This window comes from Liberiplasma polymorphum, from assembly GCF_043951795.1.
Taxonomy (GTDB): Bacteria; Bacillota_I; Bacilli_A; order Izemoplasmatales; family Izemoplasmataceae; genus Liberiplasma; species Liberiplasma polymorphum.
This window is the reverse complement of sequence record NZ_JBIOAG010000017.1, coordinates 19,736-39,819: the sequence shown is the minus strand read 5'-3', so window position 1 is coordinate 39,819 and position 20,084 is coordinate 19,736. Positions and strand designations below refer to the sequence as shown.

Below are 20,084 nucleotides of genomic sequence, written 5' to 3'. Positions count from 1 at the left end.
GTTAGTTTAATTATACAATAAAGCCTAAAGTTAAAAAGAAAAGAACTGAAAATTTTCAGTTCTTATTTAGGTTCTAATTCAGATAATTTGTCTAAATCAACATCTTTTTTATAATCAATCGAATCAAATCCGAATCCATGAATCTTATAAAATTCGTTAAAGAATTCTTTTGTACCTTCTAATTCAAATAACGCTTCATTTGAGAGTTTTTTCATAAGTTCTACTGTTTCGCTTTGGACAAACTCTTGCATCTCTAAATGATCCAATCTAATACGATTTTTATCATCAGTGATACGGTTATTTCCATAGATCATATCTTTAAATAAGCGATATTTGTGTTCTAAGATTGATTCATGAATAGAATGTCTCATCATAACATCATATAGACATGATACATATATTGGCATTTGTGGAATAAAAACACTAGCTTTTGTGACAACGGCTTTACTAGAAGAAATTAACGCTTCACCATTGTATTTTTCTTTAAACAAGCCATCCATTAATCTAGCTTTTTCTTCTAAGTCTTCTTTGGCTTTACCGAGTGTTCCCCCACGATAAATGGTTTCTGTTGTTGGACCACCAATATAAGTATATGAGATAGTTTTAACACCTTCATTTAATAAATTTTCAGCATCAAATCTTTGAATCCAGTTATGCCAATCACTTCCGCCCATAACAAAGACAGTTTCTTTAACTTCTTGTTCATTGGCTTCAGTTACAGTTAAGTCTTTTATTTCGTGTGAAGCAACATCAATGGTTTTTCCAATAGCTGCTTCGCCTAAAGTTTTTATATGTGAACGTACTATTTCATTTGTTGTTTCATCTCGTCTAGCACCAGCTGCAAGTGAATAAATGATTAAATCTAACTTTCCAAATTCATTTTTAACGTAATCAATTACTTGTTGTTTCATTTCAGAACTAAAAGCATCTCCAACAAAATCCTTATGTTTAGAGCCAAACTCACGTGTTAATTCTTGGAAATAAATATTGTTCCACCAACCAGCAGTTCCAGTTCTTTTTCCTTTAGGCGCTGATTCAAACGAAACATTAATTGTATTTGCATTTGCGCCTACAGCTAAAGCGATTCTTGTCGATAACCCATATCCAGAAGAACCTCCAATTATAAGCACATTCTTAGGACCATTAAATGGTTCTAAGGCTTTTGCTTCTTTTATTTGATGCTCAACAAATGCTTTACATCCGAAAGGATGGGCATTTGTAAATATGTTTGAGCGAATTGACGGTTTAATTATCATGCTTACACTCCTTAAATGCATTTTTTATTCTCTATATTATACCATGTTGAATAAAATATTCACAAAAAAACTTTGATATTAAAAGTATTTTATTTAAAATGCTTTTTATCGCCTTGTACACTGTAAACTAAATTACTTTATAATATTACTTTAATTATTGAATAACCTATTTTTGATTTAGCCGGCTTAGTGTTTCATGAACATCACAAACCCAAATAATATGTGCCTTATTTACTGACCAATGATTTTCACTTACTAAATAGGGCTCTTTAAATAAGTGATACCAGATTGATTGGGCTTTTTCATATCCAGAATCTAAACAAAACGTTCTAACGTTTTTTATGCTTAAAATGTTTAAAACGTACTTAATTAAATGCTTTGATACTCCTAATCCTTGGAATTTAGGATGAACATAAATACTTCCTATTTCAATCATATCACTAAGTGCATTATTACTTAACTCTAATATATCCCCATTTGCTATGCCATAAGCTATAGAGCCTATAATTTCATTTTCATATTTCGCGATAAAAACATGCGTTTTTGTGTCTATATATTCAATTACATTATTAAAAAGCGTTACTTTGAAGTTAATTTCATCCTCTGGTTTTTCTACTTCTTCTGGAATATTTTCTTCTTTAAAGGTTTTGTTAATAATCAAAGAAAAAAAAGCCCGAATTGATTCAATGTCGTTAACTGTTGGTTTTGAAATAATGATATTAAATAAATCCAGCTTTTTACCTCTTGTTTTATGTATAGACTATGGCTTCAACCTAGGTGTTGTGATATGATTAATGTAAGTGAACGGAGTGATACAATGGCATTTAATATACGGGAAGCAACCATTAATGATTCTAAACTAATTTTAGATTTTATTAAAGCTTTAGCAAAGTATGAAAAAATGAGTGATGCTGTAACTGCTACGGAAGATTCAATTAAAATGTCTTTATTTAAAGATAAATATGCTGAAGTTATAATCGGTGAAGAATCTAGTATTCCAGTTGCTTTTGCACTATATTATTATAACTACTCAACCTTTTTAGGTAAAGCGAACCTGTTTTTAGAGGACTTGTTTGTTTATGAACCTTATAGAAATAAAGGCTATGGAAAAGCGATGCTAAAACATTTAGCGAGTATTGCTGTAAAACGAAATTGTAGTCGACTTGATTGGTATTGTTTAAATTGGAATCATCCCTCAATTGAGTTTTATAAGAAATTAGGCGCTAAGCCTCTAAATGATTGGATGATTTTCAGACTTGAAAAAGATGCATTAAAAGCTTTATCAGAGTAGGTTATAAATAAAACGACTTCAAGTCGTTTTTTTTTATGGGTTGCATCCTTCACTTCAGTACAATGATGCACTAACAAAGCTATATCATCTAAAGATTTTGAAAACGGAAAAATTACTTGTGAAAATTTTTTAAGCGTTTAATCACATATACATTTGAATAAAAATTGTTTTTGATAAACCATCAATAGTAATGGTTAGCCTACCTAATTCATGAGTATTTTCTCTAAAGTTATTGGTGATTTCAAATTTATTGGTTTCTATTTTATTGAAGTATTCTCTATTATTCATGATTAAATCTGCCTCGAATGAATCACTAGTTCCAAACGCTATAATATCACCAACTTTTAAGTTGGCTATTCCGAACTGGTATTTTAGATTGCTGGTAAAATTGTAATTATTTATATTGATTTCGTGAACTGCTAACAAAAATGGGTCATCCTCGTTTAAACTTTCAGCAATTAAACTTAAACTTGACCAATAGACATGATTTTCACTTTTCATATCAATGTCATCATAAAATGACATTGATATACTTATACTTTGGCCACCAGCTCTAAAACTAGATGATAAATATGTCTTATCATTTTCAATCTTATAACCATACAATGATTGTATAAGATCTAGATGGTATTTGATATAGATTCCGTTTATTTCATTTGGTAGTTCTAATAATCCACCATCGATTTTTTTATATGTATCATTCAAGTAAATCGTTATGTCTTCAGCTTTTTCTCTACCAGATAGCGGACTACCAATTTTCAACACTTTAATTTCAAAAGTTTCACTTTTTTTATTTATTGTTGCTGTAATATTAACAATAACATCTTCATCTTTTTGATGAACAATAACATCGTTACCATTTATAACAAGTGCATCATTATCCGAAGTCCATACAAAAGGGGCATACACGCCTCTTTCTAGTTGAAAGTTTCTTGTTACTTCTTTGGGAATGTAATCTCTACGTAGTGCTTGAAATGATTTTTCTGGATAATCACAAGATGATAAGAGCAAGCTAAAAAAAATCATCAAAGTAATTAACAATACTTTCTTCATGTTTTACCTCTCAATTATCATTATATTGACATCGGTGTATAATAAACACTTGTTCCTACTTTTATTAACATCAAAATTATTATATCATTTAAAACTCTAATTATCTATATGGCAATAGCGCTCTCAAATGAAATTTTTTGAATTTTAACACACAAGTAATCTCATCTTTAGTAACATTGATTAAACGTTCATAAATACCTGTTCACTTTTGTAGATAAAGGTGTATATTTTCAGCATAAAAAAAGGCCAAAAATATTGTATTTGGCCAATGATTTAAATATGGCGGAGGAAATGGGATTCGAACCCACGCACCGGTCTCCCGATCTACTAGCTTTCCAAGCCAGCCCCTTCAGCCACTTGGGTATTCCTCCATCATATGTATTTTATCACAAACGGGAATAAGGTATAGAAATATTTATCATTTTTAATTTTATTAAATTAAGCTATAATAAACTTATCTAGCTATTCAAACTTTAGATTTAGGAGAGGACTATTATGGAGAAAAACACCATTAGAACTGTCATGGAAAAAGCACTTGAACAAGCACGGACAACTATGAATGATAACGTGGGCGGTCCATTTGGAGCCGCAATCATAGGACCAGACGGAGAATTGTTATCAGTTTCATCTAATTCTGTTTTAAGAGATCATGATCCAACTGCACACGCTGAAATGAACGCAATAAGAAAGGCCGCTACTAAGCTTGGTACTCACGATTTAACTGGATGTGTTGTTGTAACAACCGCTTATCCTTGCCCTATGTGTTTAGGGGCGATTATATGGTCAAACATAAAGCATGTAATTTATGGATGCAGGCCGAAAGATGCAGCTGCGATTGGATTTAGAGATGATTTTATCTATGAGTTTATTGAAGGTGGCAAAAATGATCATGGTGTCTTAAAAATCGAAGAATCCCTAAGAGATGAATGTTTACCAATCTTTGAAGAATATCAATTGAAAAGTAAAGTAATCTACTAAAATCTCCAAGAGATACAATGAAATTATTTTTAATTCACTGTATCTCTTTTTAAATTATTTATATCTTTTGTTTTGAAATTCTTTGTGATATGATAAAAGTATCACTCTAAAGGGGGATGTTATGAATATAATCTATATCCTATTACCACTACCAATTTTAATATTATCATCATACTTTTTTAACTTTGATAAGTTAACTACTTCAAAGAAGAACATAGCGCTACTTTCTACCCTTACCGGTATCATTAGTTACAAAATTGTGTTAGTTGTTTTTTTAGAAAGTGCGATTAATGTTTTTTTAGTTTATTTTTTAATACTAATTTTAATATTGATTACTTCTTATATCACTGTACGCATTATTAATGCTATTGATGAGGATGTTTTCTTAATTTCAGAAACGGTGAAAAATAACATTTTATTATTTGTGTTAAGTTTCATTCCGTTTTATTTAATGTTAACTATACTAAGATTTGAACCAACAACGATTCAATTTAGTATGGCTTCATTAAGCGTCGTACTATTGTTAATATTGCCTATCTTTTTACAAAAAAAACTATTGCCGTTATATGAGAAGATTGGCTTATGGTATTCACATGCAACCGTTTCTAAATATGTTGTTTTGTGGCTTATTTTAGTTTTTTTTAGTGTTTTCTTCTTTATCATCCAACTTCCAACGAATCAAATGAAGCAATCGCTTAACCTTTCTGATAGTATTAGATACTTTAATTTTGATACATTTCCTAATCAATTAACTAATGACTATCAATTTAGAACTGAGTTTGAGATTATTAGCGATGATTTTATAAAAGATGCTATAACAGACTTTTATTTTGATGAAAATCATTTGTATATTTACACAGAAACTGATGTTTTAATGGTTTATAGTATAACAAACGGTGAACTTATTAGAACCGAGTTACTAGAAAATTTTGCTGAGTTAGATGATAGCCATTACCCAATGACTATTCATAATAAATTTTTTGTTCAAGATAATCAATTATACTTATTAGGAAGACAAGGTTTATTTTTGGTTAGTTTGAATACTAGTGAAAAAATTAGTGATTTTTCAACATTAGATAGTACGCTTTTTATTCAAGAGGATCAATATTATTTATTACATAAATCAAGTGAAACTTTATACGAGATTTATAAGCTTTCAAATGAAACGCTTATATTAGAAGAGTCTATTGACGTACTTACTCTATCTTATGAAGCGATAACCGTAATTTCATATACACTATTTTTCACCACTGAAGATGCCTTTATTTTAAAAGATGACTTAACCGAATTTGCACGTTTTTCAGGTGAACCCGTTTATGATAAGACTAACCAAATTCTATACTATATTTCTTTAAATAATATCACCAAAACCACCTATTACAAGGTGACAAGTGATGGTTCTGTTAGAAACTTTGTGTTAAATAATCCTTTTAATAACGCTGGATTCATAAATGATGGACGACTATATTTAGTTAACTCTTCAAAAGATACCTTGAATAGAGTTGAAATACTCGGGGATGATTTTGCATTTAAAGCTATTCATTATCCACTTCGTTCACAACCATTTTATCGTTGGCAAGGTTATAACAGTGCTTACATTGCAGATTATCAAGTAGATGACTATACAGTCCTTTACTTACAAGTTGAATATCATGCTGATGAAGTTAAGTATAGTTTAGTACGCTTAGAGCAGCTAGATGTTAGTTTTATGTTTCCCTTATATAGTCACTTTACACTTACGTATTTCTTACCAATACTACTAGCATTATTTATTCCGTTTACTCAAACACCATCCATTACACAAATCATTGGATTTGAATCCTATACTAGAAAAAAAGACTAATATAAAAACCGATCATTGATCGGTTTTTTTTACGATTATTTATCCCCTATTGTCATTGCCATTACAGCTTTTGCGGTGTGCAATCTGTTTTCAGCTTCTTGATAAACAATTGAGTGTTTTCCATCTATTACAGAATCCTCTACTTCATTTCCTCTATCTGCAGGTAATGCGTGCATATATGAAACATCATTTTTTGCAAGTTTCATTAACGTTTCTGTGCATTTCCAATGACGATTGGCTTCTAGCACTTCATCGATAACTTGTTCTGATTGATTTCTAACCCAACTTCCCCAGTTCTTAGGAATAACGATATCTGCATTTTTATACGCTTCTTCTTGATTGTGTGTAATTTTAAATGATCCCCCATTTAAAGAAGCGTTTTGCTTAGCTTTTTCAATAACCCAGTCCGGTAAATCATAGCCTTCAGGATAAGCAAGGGTGACATCCATACCATATCTTGGAAATAATAATGCTTGAGATAACGGGACGCTAATAGGTTTTTTATGACTTTTTGCATAAGCCCATATAATGGAAACTTTTAAGTTTTTTGTTTCTTTTTTTACTTCTTGTATGGTCATTAAATCGGCTAATCCTTGCATTGGATGGTATAAATCACATTGTAAGTTCATAATAGGAACGGTTGAATGGGCTGCCATTTCTCTTAAATATCTATTTCCTACACCCCAAAAACAAATCCTACAGGCAATACCATGCCCATAACTAGATAATATAATCGCTGTATCTTTCGCGGATTCACCGTGTGATATTTGCATGGTTGAAGTATCAAGAAACGTTGCATGACCACCTAGTTGTGCTAGGCCTGATTCCATCGAGTTTCTTGTTCTAGTTGATTGTTCGAAAAACATTAAAAATGCGGTTTTGTTTTGTAAATAAGGGGTTTGAACATTGGTTCTAAATTTTTGTTTTAACTCCTTTGATACTTCAAGTAACGTATTTATTTCTTCTTTGCTCCACTCTTCTAGTGTGATAAAATGACGGCCTTTAAATAATGGCTTCATGATTGTTCTCCTTTTTTTAATTGATTTATGTACATAAGCGGAATTAGTGCGTATAGAGCTGCAGCTTTAACAAGTTCATCTTTAAACGTTTTTTCATTTGGTGCATGGGCTTCATCTTCGTGACCTGGTCCAAACCCAATGCACGGGATATTATATCGTCCCATTATTGAGACTGCGTTGGTTGAAAATGTCCATTTATCAACGATTGGTGCTTCATTAAATAACGCTTCATATGCTTTTACAGTCGATGTTGTTACTAGGTGAGATTCAGGTAAGACCCATGTTGGAAAGTAGGATTTGGTTGGGTAAATTAATCCTGTGTAAGAAGGACGCATATACTCATACATTTCAACTTTTGCTTTCGCTTTTATTACTGAGGGTAAATTTCTAATTTCTTCTAGTGCTGATTCATAGGTTTCACCGTGGGTTAATCTTCGATCAACAGAAACACTACATCCATCAGCAACCGCACATCTAGAAGGTGAACTATAGAATATTTCACTCACTGTAAGCGTGCCTTTTCCTAAGAAATCATCATGCATTAATTTGGGATTTAATGCTTCTAATTCAATAAGGATTGGTGCCATTTTAAATATGGCATTATCACCGCGTTCTGGTGCACTTCCATGACAACTTAATCCTTGTGTAGAAACTTTTATTTCCATTCGACCACGGTGACCGCGATAAATTCTACAGGAAGTTGGTTCTGTAATGACCACAAATTCTGGCTTAATATTCATCTCTTCAATAATATATTGCCAACATAGTCCGTCACAGTCTTCTTCTTGTACTGTTCCGGTAATAAGAAGGGTATAATCATCTTCAAGTTGTAAATCTTTAATGATTTTTGCGGCATATACCATAGATGCCATGCCGCCTTCTTGATCACTTCCACCGCGTCCGACTATAATATGTTCATCTTCATAACCCATATAAGGATCATATTCCCATAAATTAATATCGCCAATGCCAACTGTATCAATATGGGCATCCATCGCTATTAAATGCTTACCTTTTCCGATTTTACCTAATATATTCCCCATTGGATCAATAATAATTTCATCAAACCCAACTTTTTCCATTTCTTCTTTTATTCTAAGTACAACTTTTTCTTCATCGCAAGATTCACTGGGAATAGCAATCATATCACGGAGAAAGTTCGAAATATCTTGTTTATAGCTTTCAGCTTTTTTTACGATTTCTTCATAGGGAATTTTCATTTAGTCGTGCCTCTTTTCTCTTTTATCAATGTGTCATAATAATCGATTTTTTGATACTCTTTTTGCCAGAAGTCCATGGACTTCATTTGGTCTAAATAGTGTTTAGAATAACCAAATTTTAGCCAATCGTTTTCTTTTTGGATAAAAAGTTTTTCTTTTTCTTCTTGATTTCTTGTATCCTTAATATGTTTGGTATCAGCTTCTATGAATATATCGTTAAACCATCGGTTTAAAACAAAATCTTCAGTTTCAAGTGTTCTTTTTTCTAAGTCTTCTAATACACTATCATATCGATCAAAACCGTCTGTAGCTATTGTTACAACATTTTCGTTTGGTCCTAATTTTAAGTATTTAGCCATCTTGATTGCGCCGATAATATTGCATAATCCAGAAACACCAAATAATCCTTTCATACATTTAATTTCATCTTCACTAATCCCTTTTGATAATAATACATTATCACCATCTTGAATGATTTTTAATCCTCTTACTGCATCTTCATCTTTAATTAAGGCAATAAAGTCCGTAGTCAAAACATTGTGTATAAGTGTGCACATTTTATCCCCAATGCCTTCAATACGGTGTTGCCCTCTTCCTCCATTAAGCAAGGTTGAGCATTCATAAGGTTCTAGTGCAACAACTTTAGCTTCTGGAAAAACAGTTTTGATTTGGTCACCCGCGGCAAGTGTTCCTGCGCTACCTGGGGCTGATGCAAAACAAGCGATACGACCGTTTCCAACTTCTTTTACAGCTTCTATCGCACTATGGCCTGTTACATACCGATGAAATCGGTAATTAGGGAATAGTTCAAACTGAGCTAATGCGACATTTTTAGGATCTTTTTTTAACTCATAAGTACGCTCTAAAGTTAATATAACATCGGATTCAGTTCCCGGGGTTAAGTCAAGTTTTGCCCCATACTTTTTTATACGTTCGTAACGTTCTTTACTCATATTATCTGGCATAATTACAATTGCCTCATAGTTCATAAGGTTACAAATATACGAAACACCAATGCCAAAATTACCTGTAGAAGGACCTAATATTGTATGCTTTCCTGGAATGATTGTTTCATCTACACACCCTTCAATTAACGTCGCATAGGCTGGCCCTACTTTATGGGAACCAGATGGAAAGTTTTTACCAAGTAAAACGACAATATTAGCATCAACGCCCGTTAATGCTTTTGGCAAAATAATTTTATGAACTTTGCTGTGTTCATTTTTCCATGTAATATTAAATAAATTTAATGGATTAAGTTCATCTTTGATAGCTTTTAACGCTTTTTCTCTAACATTTTTTTCTATTGAGGATGGATAAAGCATTTCGTTATAGGTTGGACCGAATGGAAAATTAATCATCTTTTTTTCCTCCTAATGAGTACGTTTCAATAAAGGTGGTTAAATTTGCTTTAATAATAGGAATACTCGTCATCGCTTTTTGCGCGTTTTGGATATCTTTTAATCCGCTACCAGTAATAATTATCGTAGCAGTTTCATAAGATTTAATAATGTTTTGATTAATCGCATTTTTTAATCCTGCAAAACTTGCTGCTGCTGCAGGTTCTGAAAAAATCCCTTCAAATGACGCCAAAACCTTCATAGATTCAATGATTTCTGCATCGCTTACAGTAATAAATGCTCCATTTGATTTTACAACTGCATTCATACCTTTAATGGGATTTCTTGGAATGCCTACTGCAATACTATCTGCAATGGTGTTTTCCTCAGATTCTTTCATGGGTTCATCATTTTTAAACGCATGATAAAACGGCGCACATCCCTCACTTTGAACCCCAAGTAATTTGGGGATTTTATTAATCATATCTAGTTTATACAGATCGTAAAACCCTTTATATACCCCTGCAATGGTACAGCCATCACCCACTGAAACTACCACCCAATCTGTTAGGTTAAACTCAAGTTGTTCAGCAATCTCTAGTGCAACTGTTTTTTTACCTTCTACAAGATGTGGATTAACTGCAGCGTTTCGGTTATACCAACCAAAGTGTTTAATTGCATCTTTTGATAATGCATAAGCTAATTTATAATCTCCATCAACTTTGTAAACATCTGCACCAAAAAGTGATAATTGTGTGAGTTTACCAATTGGGGCACGGCTAGGGACAAAAATGACGCTTTTAAGACCCACCTTTGCAGCATGACCAGCTAAGCTTGAAGCTGCATTACCCGTAGAACTGCAAGCAATAATTGTTTGCTTATGTTCTAATGCTTTTACAACAGCAACTACACTTGCTCTATCTTTTAAAGATGCTGTTGGATTTGCTGAATCATCTTTTATGTATAAACTTTTAATATTTACTGTTTCTGATAAATTCAGTGAATGATATAACGGCGTCCAGCCAACATGCAATGTATCATTGATAAATCCGTGATGGATACTCATCATTGGTTTATAGCGCCAAATTGAATAATCTTCACATTTTTCAAAGTAGCTTTTATTCACAACTTTCTTCATCATTTCATAGTCATATTCAATATCTAGTATGCCTTTTTCTCCACAAGATAAACACGTAAGTGTCGTGGGTTCAAATTTATAGATAGCGTCACAGAGTGTACATCGATATTGTTTAACAAAATTCATGGTTGTCCTCTATTCTTCTTCAATTGGTACATGTTTGAAGGCATTAACATCAAACAACCCAAAATCAGTAAGTTTAAGTTCTGGAATAACTGGAAGTGATAAAAAAGAAAGTTGGATAAATGGGTCATCGATTTTTTCATTTAAACCCATGGTTTTTATAATTTCATGCATGGTTCTTAATCGTTCAGATACTATATCTGCCCCTTGATTAGTCATAATACCACCAATTTCAAGTTGTAAGTAATCAACGACCTTATTGTCTTTGACTAAGACAATACCACCTTTAATTTCTTTGATTTTTTTAATCGCTGTCATCATAGCCTCATCGGAGTCCCCAACTACTACTAAATTATGAGAATCATGCGCAATTGTTGTTGCTAGTGCACCATTTTTAAACCCAAATCCTTTTACCAATCCTATGCCTACATTTTTCGTATTATGGTGTCTTTCGATTAAAGCAAGTTTTAAAATGTCTTTATCCTGATCATAATGAAAATAGTTATTTTTAATTTTTACTCTTTCAATGATTTTTTTGGTTGTAATATTACTTTCTATTAGTTCAATTACTTTAACTTTTTCTGATTTTAATGGCAGTTTTAAGTGAATATCTTCGCCATTAAAATGGACTGAATCTACAATCGAGTCGTTTAAAGAAGCCTTGGTCTCAAACAGTGCTTCATCACATTTTGCGACAATTTTACCTTTTTTAAAGACTAAGATAGGTTCAATGTCATATAAATCTTCAAAGACAATTAAATCTGCATCTTTACCAGGTGCAATAGCGCCTAGATGATCGAGTTTGTAACATTGCGCTGCATTTACTGTTGCCATACATATAGCATCTAGTGGTTCTATTTTTTCTTTCGTGGCAAGGTTGATATTATAATTAATATGGCCTTCTTTTTTTATGTCTTCTGGGTGTTTATCATCGGTGCAAAAAAGGACTCTGTGTTTATTATCTTTGGTTATACCTTTTAATAATGTGCTTAAGTTTCTAGTAACTGAACCTTCTCTTAAATGGACATACATTCCACGTCTAAGTCTTTCTATCATACTATTTACTTCAGTACATTCATGATCTGTCATGACACCTGCAGTAATATATGCGTTTAAGTCATTGCCAATAATATCCGGTGCATGCCCGTCAATTAGCATAGGCGTCATAACGCGTATTTTTTCATGGATTGTACGCTCACCTTCAAGGACCGCTGGATAATCCATGACTTCCCCTAACCCTAATACATTAGGAAGTCCTCTAAGTGATTCAATATCTTCTGCAGTAATCTTCGCACCTGCATTTTCCATACTAGTAGCTGGCACACAAGAAGGTAACATAATATACACATTTAGTGGTAAATCTTTACTGTTTTCAAGCATAAATTTTATGCCTTCTACCCCACTTACATTTGCGATTTCATGAGGGTCTGCAATGATGGTAGTCGTGCCTTTTGGCACAATTAGTTTTGCAAATTCTGCTGGGGTTAGCATAGAAGATTCAATATGAACATGGCCATCAATTAACCCTGGTGCTATATAATGGTTTTTCATATCTATTTCTTTGATGCCATCATAGTTACCAATGCCAATTATCATACCATTTTCTATAGCAATATCCCCTGCTTCAATTTCATTGGTATACACATTAATAATGCGACCGTTTTTTAATACAAGTTCGGCTTTTTCTAACCCACGTGCTTTTTGCATTATCGATTTATTCATGGCTTCACCTCTTTATATGTTTGTGATGAAATCTCGAATCAAATTATGGGCAACGTGTCTTCTATAGGTTTTATTAGAACGTTGATCATCTATTGGTTTAATTAGAGGATCATAATTAGCTAAGACTTTGTCTATTTGATTTTTCATAGTTTCAATATTTATATTAATAAACTGTTTTTCTAAATGACGCTCTCTAATTACTGTCGTTGCGACAGAACCAATGACAACTCTAAAATCCTTGATTATTTCTTCTTCAATTGTTATTGCGATTGCAACAGAAACTTTTGCAATAGCATCTGCCTTACGTGTTCCTACTTTAGTCACTTCATATTGGGTAAAAGAATCATTATTAATGATGATTTCCTTAATTATCTCGTGTTCAAGTAAAACAGTTTTACGTACTCCTGTAATAAATGTTTCAATAGGTACTTCTCTTAATCCATGAATACTTTCGCAAATGATTCTCGCATTAAGTAAATATAAAACAATTAATGAATCTCCAGCGGGTGAGGCATTCGCAATGTTCCCAGCAAGCGTAGCAACATGTCTTAATGCTGGAGAGGCCATTTCTTTGATAATTTTTTTAAGCGGTGCTGGCGTTAAATCATTTTCAAGTAATTCCTCAAGTGGTGTCATTGCACCGATATGAATGATGTTGCCATTTTTTTTAATATATTTTAATTCTTCTAGATTAAATGCATAAAGCATATTCTTTTTAAATTTGGGTAGTGTATTGCTTGTTGAACGGTACTGAATCATTAAGTCTGTTCCACCAGCAAAAACTTGCGTGTTACCTTTGCTTAAAATTTCCAATGCTTCTTGATAAGAAGTTGGGATATAGTGTTCTACCATAAGCCTTTCCCCCTAATTGATGCGCGCTGAATCGCTTTAACAATCATATTATATCCAGTGCATCGACATAAATTACCGGATAAACCGATGCGAATTTCTTCTTCAGTTGGATGGTTGTTTTTACGTAATAAGGATTCCGCTGCAATCATCATCCCTGGCGTACATATACCGCACTGTACTGCGCCTTCATGCGTAAAAGCTTCTTCTAGGTACTCGTAGCGTTTAGTTTTTGCATAGTGTTCAATCGTCATAATTTCTTGATTATGTACGTTTGCTAGTGGTAAACAACAACTGTTAATTATTTTTCCATTAAGCAAAACTGCACAGGCGCCACATTCCCCTTCTCCACACCCTTCTTTAGGACCGGTTAAATCAAAATGATCACGTAATATATCTAAAAGTCTTTCTGATGGATTTTTATCAAACTCAATCCATTCATCATTTAATTTAAATGTGATTTTCATCTAAAATCACCTCCATGATTACTTCTGGTGTAGCAGGAATTTTATGGATTTTCTTACCTATCGCTTGTTCTATAGCTAATGCTACAGCTGGTGCGCCGCCAACTAGTGTTAGTTCGCCCGCACCTTTTGCACCATACGGTCCTAATGCAAAAGGATTTTCATATAAATAGTTTTCTGTATATCCCATATCAACAGCGGTCGGAATGATATAGTCAGTCATATTTTTATGTTTTATTTTTCCGTCTTTATGTTGCATGACTTCTAAATAACCATAAGCAATGCCTTGAGCGATACCACCATCTGCTTGTCCTAAAACGATTCTTTCATCAAGTGATTTTCCTACATCATAAACACTCCAAATACCTTTTACATCCACTTGATATGTGCGTTTATCAACTTCAACTTCACATATATTAACACCCCATGAGTAAGCAGGATAAGCATCCCCTTTCATCGTTGATTCATTCCACTTTACATAATCTGGTTGAACATAGGATTCTGTTTCAACCTGCTCGATACCATCTTGCCAGTTTTTCTTCATTTTTAAAGCACATCTAGCAAGTAATCCTCCAACAATCATAGCGGTTCTTGATGCTACTGTTGGTCCTGAATCAGTAACAAAATCTGTATCAGGATCATCAAAAGTCACTTGTTCATAAGGAAGATCTAATGTGTGGGCAACAACTTTAATTAGTGTTGTTTTTGCGCCTTGACCCATATCTACTGCTGCAACCAAGATATAAACTTGATTACCCGCATCTTTTCTTAGTTTAACTTTTGCATTTATATGATCGCTTTCACCACTTCCAGTAAACCCACATCCGTGTAAAAACCAACTCATCCCAATGCCTTTAAAACTGTTTGGTTTTTGATATTCTTTTGATTTTTCATGATAATTAGACACTTCGGTGGCTTTTTTAATCATTTTTTCCATGATGATTGGATCTCTAAACAACCCTTCAGTAGATGTAAAATCGCCTTGTTTGGCTAGATGATTCATTCTGAAAGTGAATGGATCAATCTTTAAGTCTTTTGCGATATGATTCATAAACATTTCTATCGCAAAAATCATTTGAGGTGCTCCAAATCCGCGAAATGCACCATTTGGTACTGTATTTGTTTTATATACGTCACCACTTACATCAAGATTATCTATGGTATAAGCACTAGTAACTGCGAGCATAGCTCGTGATAATACCACACCACTTAATCCTATATATGCCCCGCTATCTAAGGCAACATGTGTTTTAATCGCAAGGACTTTATGTTCCTTACTAATCGCAGCTTTTAAATGAATTTTAGAAGGGTGTCGTTTAGTTGTTACTTCCATATCTTCTTCTCGTTCATAAATCATCTTAATCGGTGCTTTTACTTTTAAAACGGCTAAGGCTAATTGACATGCCATTAAAGATGGAAACTCTTCTTTTCCACCAAAAGCACCTCCAACAGGTGATTGGATCACACGTACAAAATCAGGATCACAATCTAAAACTGTAATCAGAGCATTTTTCACATAGTAAGGACATTGGATAGATCCTTCCAAAGTAACCTTATTTTCTTTCATGTATCCGATAAACCCTTGAGGTTCAATATAGGCTTGTTCTTGATAACCTGTTTTATAAGTATACTCAATGGTTTTAATATCATCTTTCTTAAAAATTGAATCAACGTTTCCTTTTGAAAAGTGTTTTTGAACAACACTTTCTTTATACTCAAATTGCGGGGCTAGTTCTTCGTATTCGATAACAATATTTTTAATAATTTCATCAATTATTGCTTTATCTTTTCCAACAACAAGTAAAATAGGTTCCCCAATATGATTAACCGTATCTTTTGCGAATATTGGCCAATCTTCGAATATCATTTTTATGTAATTTTTACCAGGTATATCATTATAATCCACAGTATAATAACCACTTGGCATAGGTGGTAGATTAATAGATACTATTTTACCTTTTGCAATCGTTGACCGTACTGTTTTAGCAAAATGCAAATTAGGCATTTTAATATCACTAACATATTTAGCTTTTCCTGACGATTTTAAATGGCCATCAATTTTAGTAATAGAACGACTAATATCACGCATATAAACAACTCCTTTAATCCATAATGATTGCTTGAACAGGACATTTAACTACACATAATCCACATTCAAAACACTTATCCTTGTCAAATGTAATTTGATCTTTAAACGTTATAGCAAAATATGGACATACTTTTTCACATAACATACATTCAATACACTTTTCTTTAATTAATCTTGGTAAACTTGCTTTATATTTAACTGTATTTTCAAGGGTTGTTTGAATCACTTCTTCTACACTTGAAAACCCATATTTTTCTAATGTTTTTGGTAAATCATTAATGATTTTTTCATATAAATCTTTTCCTTTTAATAAAGCTGCAGATAACATTTGAACAGCACTTGCTCCAGCAAGTAAAAATTCAATAACATCACTTGCACTAGCAATACCGCCAACACCAATAACGGTTAAATCTGGTTCTGCTTGTTTGATTTTATAGACAGTCGCTAACGCTAAATTTTTAATCACTGGACCACTTGTCCAAACAAATCCTTCTTCGTTTCCATAAAGAATTTTTCTATTTTCAATATCAATCTTCATCGTAGGACCTAATGAGTTAATCGCTACAATCCCACTAGCTCCAGCTTCTTTTATTGCTTTTGCAAAAGCTGCCGGGTTTGGGATATGGCGACTAATCTTCATATAAAGCGGTTTGTGCGTATATTTTCTTATGGTTTTAACGGTGTCGCTTATTACAGATAAATCCGTACCAACATAATGCGTAGATACTTCAAATGCATCCGCAAACGTTTCTAGTAAAGGAATTAGTACTTCCATGTCTTCTTTTGTATACCCAACACTGATAATAAGTGGGCAATCTGTTTCTTTTTTATAAGCAGGTAAAAACGTATTAATCCAGTCTTCTTTACTAAACTCACTCCATAACTCACTGTTCATAACATAAGATTTGTCTCCGTATATACAAGGCTTTGGAATCTTAGGTAGTTTCGTAGAAATAGTCTTGGTTACAACTGCACCACATCCAGCGTTTTTCATAAATAGTAGCTTTTCTGTATCCCCTACTAAAGGTCCAGATGCGGGCATTAGTGGGTTTTTTAAATGTAGTCCATCAAACGATGTTTTTAATGACATGGTTTATGCCTCCTTCTCGATATTTTTCCATAAGATTTCTGCAAAGTGACTCGCTTTATTGTATTGCGTTTCAAGTGTCTCGCTTACCTTATAATTTTTTAACACATAATCTCCATCTACAAACACATGTTTAGGTTTAAAACTATTAAATAAACCAAAGAATAGATGTCCAAATGCATTGCTAGCATTAAGTGGGGTAGGGGGATTGTAAGGAATAAGTAGTAAATCTGCTTGATAGTCTTTTTGTATCTTACCTAAAGAAACATTAAAACACTCACTTGCGTACTGATAGGTAGATTTTATAATTTCTAATAAATCATCTAGTCCAAAAGGAACCGGACTTTGGTCTTTTAAGTGCATCGCATAATAAAGGGCTAAATATTCTGTGGTCATTGAACTTGATATACCGTCATTGCCAATAATTACAGGTATGTTAAAATCTAAAAATCTCTTAACAGGTGGTAATCCTACACCGTTGTTCATGTTTGAACTTATGTTTACAGCAATCACACACTCGCGTTTTTTAATGCGTCTAAGTTCGTCATCATCAACATATAATGCGTGTGTTAAAATACTATTTCTATTTAACAAATCAAAATCATCTAATCGCTCAATTACACGTTTTTTGTATTTTTTCAGTGAATCTTCTTGATCGAGTTTGCTTTCTGCAACATGGATATGAATGGGATAATCGCCTAAGTGGTTTTTAACTTTATTTAAGGTTTTATCCGATAAACTTAGTGATGCATGTAGTCCAAACATTCCTCTTGTTTTATCGGACTTATAAGTGTTTAAAAATTGAATGTTTTCTTTAATTGCCGTATCAACATCAAAACGATCACTAGTTTCAAACGCAAAACACCCACGCAGTGAGGCTTCATCACATACGGCACTTTTTAAGGCTTCAAGTGAGCCTTCAATATCAATACCACTGGCATGGTGATCAATGATTGTAGTGATACCGTTTTTAATCATGTCAACTGCACTAACAATGCCACTATAGTAAATCATTTCATTATTTAAATGCCCATCTATTTTCCACCATAATTGATCAAGAATTTCTTGAAAGTTTTTGGGATTAAAGGCTAAACTAATGCCTCTTGCGAAAGTGGAATATATGTGTGTATGCCCTGAAATTAAACTTGGCATGATAATGTGATTCTTCCCATCAATTAGTTCGTACCCTCTATTTTCAAAGTCTTGCATAGGTCCAAAATCAATAATGCGCTCGTCAAATATAACATAAGCATCATCAATGAATTGATGAAAGTCATAAAGTTTTGCATGGATAATTGCCTTTGACATCTTAAACACTCCTTTTAATGAACTTACCGGTATGAGGTTGGATTTCATTGTTTTTCAATACGAAATTTCCTCTTACCATTGTATGAACAATTTGACCTTCCTTCGCTCTTCCTGTATATACTGAATAATCACATGTACTATGGTGTTCTGAAATTTTACCAATTTTAGGTTTATAGAAAAATAAATCTGCGTCTTTTCCTAAAGCGATTTCTCCTTTACCTTTTAAATGATGAACAATTGAAGGATTTAATGACATTTTCGTGATACAATCATCCCCTAAGTGATGATGCATCACATGAAAACTATGCTCAATGCCACCGATACCAAGGGGAATGTCTTTAAGTTTTGAACGCGTTTTGTCTTTTTTCATAAAAGCACAATGGTCTGTCCCGATTGAATAAATTAGGTTTTTATATTTAAACAATAAGTCTTGTTCTTCTTGCGTTCTTAGAGGTGGCGCAAATGTAAATAATTCGCCTTCTTTTCCTAAGAGTTTTTCTTTAGTAAATGTAAAATATTGAGGGCATGACTCGATATAAAAATGCTTGTTTAGTAATTTGGGATACGCCATTTTAAGAGCTTCAAGGGTTTTTCCACTACTTAGGTGGACCATGTATAAATTCCCATTAGTTTGTTTGGTATATTCTGCCAGTTTTAAAGCTTCAATCGTTTCACTAATTGAGGGACGACTTTCTGGTAAATCTTTATGGGTAAAATCATCACTTAAACGTATGACATCATCATTTTCTATGTGTGCTAAAATTAGAATATTATGTTTTTGAGATAGTGCTAAGAGTTTTATAATATCTTCATCATAGGTTCTTCTATTTGAATCTGAATACGTTGTGAATAACTTTAATGTAGTCAATCCTAGTGATTTCATTTTTAAAATAAATGCTTCTAAATCACATATAGGATTTTTAATGCACGCATGAAATGCATAATCAACTTTACTATCTTTAGCTTCTTCTAGACGTGCATAAAAAGCTTTTTCTAAACCTTCTACAGTATCAACGGGCTCTAAAAAGTCGATAAACGTTGTTACACCGCCATAGGCGGCTTGGGTACTACCATTTAAAAAATCATCACATGCTACTATGTGACCTAGATTTAAAGCGAAATGAACATGCGGATCTATAAGCCCTGGTAGGATTTTTAATCCCTTAGCATTAATTTCTTCTTTTGCAGGATACAGTCTTTCATCAAGTAATGCTATTTTTTCATTATTAATATAGATGTGAAATTTTTTCCAAGTAAAATCAATGTACACATTACCGTTGATAATACGCTTTTCATACATAAAT

Annotated in this window: 17 protein-coding genes and 1 tRNA gene; 3 read left to right on the top strand and 15 right to left on the bottom strand. The window is 33.0% G+C overall.

Going from position 1 to position 20,084, the window contains the following annotated elements:
• Positions 1-62: 62 nt before the first annotated feature.
• Positions 63-1,256, bottom strand: coding sequence for an enoyl-ACP reductase FabV (gene fabV, locus ACHAJD_RS05440; RefSeq protein ID WP_435584855.1), 1,194 nt, complete (start codon positions 1,254-1,256; stop codon positions 63-65).
• A 166-nt stretch (positions 1,257-1,422) separates the two neighbouring features.
• Positions 1,423-1,917 (bottom strand): GNAT family N-acetyltransferase, encoded by a 495-nt coding sequence (locus ACHAJD_RS05435; protein ID WP_435584854.1) that lies wholly within the window; start codon positions 1,915-1,917, stop codon positions 1,423-1,425.
• A 126-nt stretch (positions 1,918-2,043) separates the two neighbouring features.
• Between ACHAJD_RS05435 and ACHAJD_RS05430 the strand changes: the two genes are divergently transcribed.
• Positions 2,044-2,547, top strand: coding sequence for a GNAT family N-acetyltransferase (locus ACHAJD_RS05430; RefSeq protein ID WP_435584853.1), 504 nt, complete (start codon positions 2,044-2,046; stop codon positions 2,545-2,547).
• A gap of 141 nt (positions 2,548-2,688) precedes the next feature.
• Here the strand turns inward: ACHAJD_RS05430 and ACHAJD_RS05425 are convergent, their stop codons facing one another.
• Positions 2,689-3,600 carry a hypothetical protein gene (locus ACHAJD_RS05425; RefSeq protein WP_435584852.1) on the bottom strand — a complete coding sequence of 304 codons (912 nt, stop codon included), beginning with the start codon at positions 3,598-3,600 and terminating at the stop codon, positions 2,689-2,691.
• A gap of 280 nt (positions 3,601-3,880) precedes the next feature.
• Positions 3,881-3,971 (bottom strand) — tRNA-Ser (locus tag ACHAJD_RS05420).
• A 124-nt stretch (positions 3,972-4,095) separates the two neighbouring features.
• On the opposite strand from ACHAJD_RS05420, the gene ACHAJD_RS05415 reads away from it, so the two are divergent.
• Both ACHAJD_RS05415 and ACHAJD_RS05410 read left to right on the top strand, forming a co-directional pair.
• Positions 4,096-4,578 carry a nucleoside deaminase gene (locus ACHAJD_RS05415; protein ID WP_435584851.1) on the top strand — a complete coding sequence of 161 codons (483 nt, stop codon included), beginning with the start codon at positions 4,096-4,098 and terminating at the stop codon, positions 4,576-4,578.
• Between the two features lie 121 nt (positions 4,579-4,699).
• A complete protein-coding gene (locus ACHAJD_RS05410; protein ID WP_435584850.1) occupies positions 4,700-6,421 on the top strand; it encodes a hypothetical protein in 1,722 nt (573 codons plus the stop codon).
• A 35-nt stretch (positions 6,422-6,456) separates the two neighbouring features.
• Here ACHAJD_RS05410 and ACHAJD_RS05405 read toward each other — a convergent pair whose 3' ends face one another.
• The 11 genes from ACHAJD_RS05405 to ACHAJD_RS05355 are packed head-to-tail and all read right to left on the bottom strand — an operon-like array spanning position 6,457 to position 20,080.
• Complete coding sequence (locus tag ACHAJD_RS05405) at positions 6,457-7,440, bottom strand: ornithine carbamoyltransferase (RefSeq protein ID WP_435584849.1); 984 nt, start codon at positions 7,438-7,440, stop codon at positions 6,457-6,459.
• On the bottom strand, positions 7,437-8,660 hold the full coding sequence (locus ACHAJD_RS05400; RefSeq protein ID WP_435584848.1) for a YgeY family selenium metabolism-linked hydrolase: 1,224 nt from the start codon (positions 8,658-8,660) through the stop codon (positions 7,437-7,439). The genes ACHAJD_RS05405 and ACHAJD_RS05400 overlap by 4 nt, the downstream gene beginning before the upstream one ends.
• A complete protein-coding gene (locus ACHAJD_RS05395) occupies positions 8,657-10,021 on the bottom strand; it encodes a PLP-dependent cysteine synthase family protein (protein ID WP_435584847.1) in 1,365 nt (454 codons plus the stop codon). The genes ACHAJD_RS05400 and ACHAJD_RS05395 overlap by 4 nt, the downstream gene beginning before the upstream one ends.
• Positions 10,014-11,264, bottom strand: a complete 1,251-nt coding sequence (gene thrC, locus ACHAJD_RS05390; RefSeq protein ID WP_435584846.1) for a threonine synthase — start codon at positions 11,262-11,264, stop codon at positions 10,014-10,016. The genes ACHAJD_RS05395 and thrC overlap by 8 nt, the downstream gene beginning before the upstream one ends.
• A gap of 9 nt (positions 11,265-11,273) precedes the next feature.
• A complete protein-coding gene (gene ade / locus ACHAJD_RS05385; RefSeq protein ID WP_435584845.1) occupies positions 11,274-12,983 on the bottom strand; it encodes an adenine deaminase in 1,710 nt (569 codons plus the stop codon).
• A gap of 12 nt (positions 12,984-12,995) precedes the next feature.
• Positions 12,996-13,835: an FAD binding domain-containing protein gene (locus ACHAJD_RS05380; RefSeq protein ID WP_435584844.1), complete on the bottom strand. Its 840-nt coding sequence runs from the start codon at positions 13,833-13,835 to the stop codon at positions 12,996-12,998.
• A complete protein-coding gene (locus tag ACHAJD_RS05375) occupies positions 13,829-14,299 on the bottom strand; it encodes a (2Fe-2S)-binding protein (protein ID WP_435584843.1) in 471 nt (156 codons plus the stop codon). The genes ACHAJD_RS05380 and ACHAJD_RS05375 overlap by 7 nt, the downstream gene beginning before the upstream one ends.
• Positions 14,283-16,385 carry a xanthine dehydrogenase family protein molybdopterin-binding subunit gene (locus ACHAJD_RS05370; RefSeq protein WP_435584842.1) on the bottom strand — a complete coding sequence of 701 codons (2,103 nt, stop codon included), beginning with the start codon at positions 16,383-16,385 and terminating at the stop codon, positions 14,283-14,285. The genes ACHAJD_RS05375 and ACHAJD_RS05370 overlap by 17 nt, the downstream gene beginning before the upstream one ends.
• Before the next feature lie 13 nt (positions 16,386-16,398).
• A complete protein-coding gene (locus ACHAJD_RS05365) occupies positions 16,399-17,475 on the bottom strand; it encodes a 4Fe-4S binding protein (protein WP_435584841.1) in 1,077 nt (358 codons plus the stop codon).
• 3 nt (positions 17,476-17,478) lie between these two features.
• The gene (locus ACHAJD_RS05360) at positions 17,479-18,780 is read right to left on the bottom strand and encodes an amidohydrolase family protein (RefSeq protein ID WP_435584840.1); all 1,302 of its coding nucleotides are present in this window, start codon (positions 18,778-18,780) and stop codon (positions 17,479-17,481) included.
• Position 18,781: 1 nt separating this feature from the next.
• The gene (locus tag ACHAJD_RS05355) at positions 18,782-20,080 is read right to left on the bottom strand and encodes a dihydroorotase (protein WP_435584839.1); all 1,299 of its coding nucleotides are present in this window, start codon (positions 20,078-20,080) and stop codon (positions 18,782-18,784) included.
• Positions 20,081-20,084: the final 4 nt, after the last annotated feature.